Below are 2020 nucleotides of genomic sequence, written 5' to 3'. Positions count from 1 at the left end.
TGACGCTATCGCAGCTGAGCATCCACTTCGAAGGACGGATCGACGGTTACGTAGATCTGTAAGCAATGGGTGACACAGAACTATGAACACCCTCCAATCCATTGGTGGAGTTATGGTGGCCTTCATAACTTGTCACTATTAAATCCAGAGCGATTCCATTCTTGATGAATAAAGTCAAGAACCCCCTTGTATAGAGGTGTTAACCTCGGCCAAATACCACCATCAATAGTTGTCACACTTGAAACAAAGCCTGTTCTATAGAGCCGCCTTGTCATTGCTTCTAGCGATCCATGATCTAGTTTTAATTTTTCATAGAACATATCCTCAATACCATCATTGAATTCTATAAATTTATTTTCTTCTTCTTTGTTTTTTCGTAAATAATCATCTAAAAGATAAACGAAAGTTATTTCTCTGCAAGTCATATCTCCCAAGGCTTTAATGGTTTCATTATACAGATCAGCATTATCAAAAAAACTCTCACTTTTTAGATTATCAATATAAAGCGACAACAAAAAATCGAACTTCTCTTGTGACTCCGCCTTATCAATAGCCTCTTGAGTATTGACGAAAGATGATAAAAGAGCGTTGCTTTTTATCTGGCTATCACTCAGCCTTATTTCAGAATTTTTTAGTCTTTCCAATAGCTTTTTGTAATTACGATTCTTGGCTAATTCTATAGCATTTCTTGTTATAAACTTGCATAAAATCATTTCAACCACAGGTTATATCCCTTCTATTATTTACAAGCCATCTTAACTAAAGATGACTTCGTAACAGCCTCATCAGTTTTTCAAAAATATCCTTATCAACATCCTTGCCATTAGCCAACTTTGCTATAACGAACGGGGTATAGCCAGACGCACCCAGAAATGCCCAGCGCTGCCGAACTTCCTCAGTCGTTACTTCTGGGGCAGTATCATCAAAAGCGGTCATACCAAGAATGGCTTTTCTGAGCCTTGTTGGGCGATCACACATAAAAACCTCTGTTCTATTAATTAAGCTTTGCTGATGGCTTCCGCATAAAGATTGAATAAATGTTGCACCCGTTCCATTGGAGATTTAAAGCCTTTCGGCTGGTACAGCGTATCAACTGCTTTATCGAGTTTGGTATGCGCTTTTCGCAGCGCCACCGGCATCAGATCCGGGTCATAAAGATCCGCTAACGAAGTTTCCGGGTCTTTATCCAGCTCTGTTTGACGGGCATCAAGCACCGCCTGTGCCAGTTTTTCAATTTGCTGCTTTTGTTTATCCGTGACATTCGGCCAAGGAAAGTTGTTGTAAACCAGTTTGGCAGAATAGCGATAATCACTTTTTAAGCGACCTGAAACTGTACGCATCCAGTCCATATGCATTTGGCTGGTGAGTACGCCAAATTCAAAAAGATCAGCATCAGGAATAATCAAATTTAGGTTGGTGGAAATGGTATCTTTTGAGAAGAATCCCATAGGCACATAAGGACGGCGTTCTGAGGAAACGCTGGGGACAAGGATATATGTATCCGCAAGTCTCGTATCTCGAAACTTCCAAGGTGTTTCTGCTTGTTTTCGAGTCCCTGCATCACTGCTGCTAAGTCTCATCTGTTTAACACCATCAATGCGCTCTTTAATCTCAGGTAGTTTGACAAGTTCGGCAAGCTGCCGCGTGCTGGCATCTGCCAACCATAAGCAATAACGTGGAATATTATTTAAAAACTCCCTTGCCCCAACAAGCTGCTTAATCCATACCTCTAGCTGCGGATACAAACTTATCAAGGTATCTCTCTCATCTTGATTGAGAAGCAGATGTCCGCCGTCCATTGGCATATTACCAAACCACATTGGGTGTTTAGTGTTAATGGGTTTAGAACGATTGATCGCCACTGAATCTTCAGCATCAACAAGATACGGGTTAATTTTTTCAGCCTTTTCTTCAATAGGCTGCCCTGTTCTGGTTGAATATACCGGACACCTCAAGAACAGATAAACTCTTCATAACGAGAGGTGTTAACCATGACTGCAAAACGAAGCTATAAGCAATA

Annotated in this window: 3 protein-coding genes; all 3 read right to left on the bottom strand. The window is 40.8% G+C overall.

The annotated features are described in order from the left end of the window. Positions 1-122: 122 nt before the first annotated feature. Genes G517_RS0111940 through G517_RS0111930 form a run of 3 tightly spaced genes read right to left on the bottom strand, consistent with a single transcriptional unit; the run spans position 123 to position 1955 of the window. Positions 123-722 carry a hypothetical protein gene (locus G517_RS0111940; RefSeq protein ID WP_028304603.1) on the bottom strand — a complete coding sequence of 200 codons (600 nt, stop codon included), beginning with the start codon at positions 720-722 and terminating at the stop codon, positions 123-125. Positions 723-759: 37 nt separating this feature from the next. Then, the gene (locus G517_RS0111935) at positions 760-978 is read right to left on the bottom strand and encodes a hypothetical protein (RefSeq protein WP_028304602.1); all 219 of its coding nucleotides are present in this window, start codon (positions 976-978) and stop codon (positions 760-762) included. 20 nt (positions 979-998) lie between these two features. Continuing rightward, positions 999-1955: a type IIL restriction-modification enzyme MmeI gene (locus G517_RS0111930; RefSeq protein WP_028304601.1), complete on the bottom strand. Its 957-nt coding sequence runs from the start codon at positions 1953-1955 to the stop codon at positions 999-1001. Positions 1956-2020: the final 65 nt, after the last annotated feature.

Origin of the sequence: Oceanospirillum maris DSM 6286, assembly GCF_000422865.1 — a bacterium.
GTDB lineage: Bacteria > Pseudomonadota > Gammaproteobacteria > Pseudomonadales > Halomonadaceae > Oceanospirillum > Oceanospirillum maris.
This window is presented reverse-complemented; position numbering and strand designations above follow the sequence as displayed.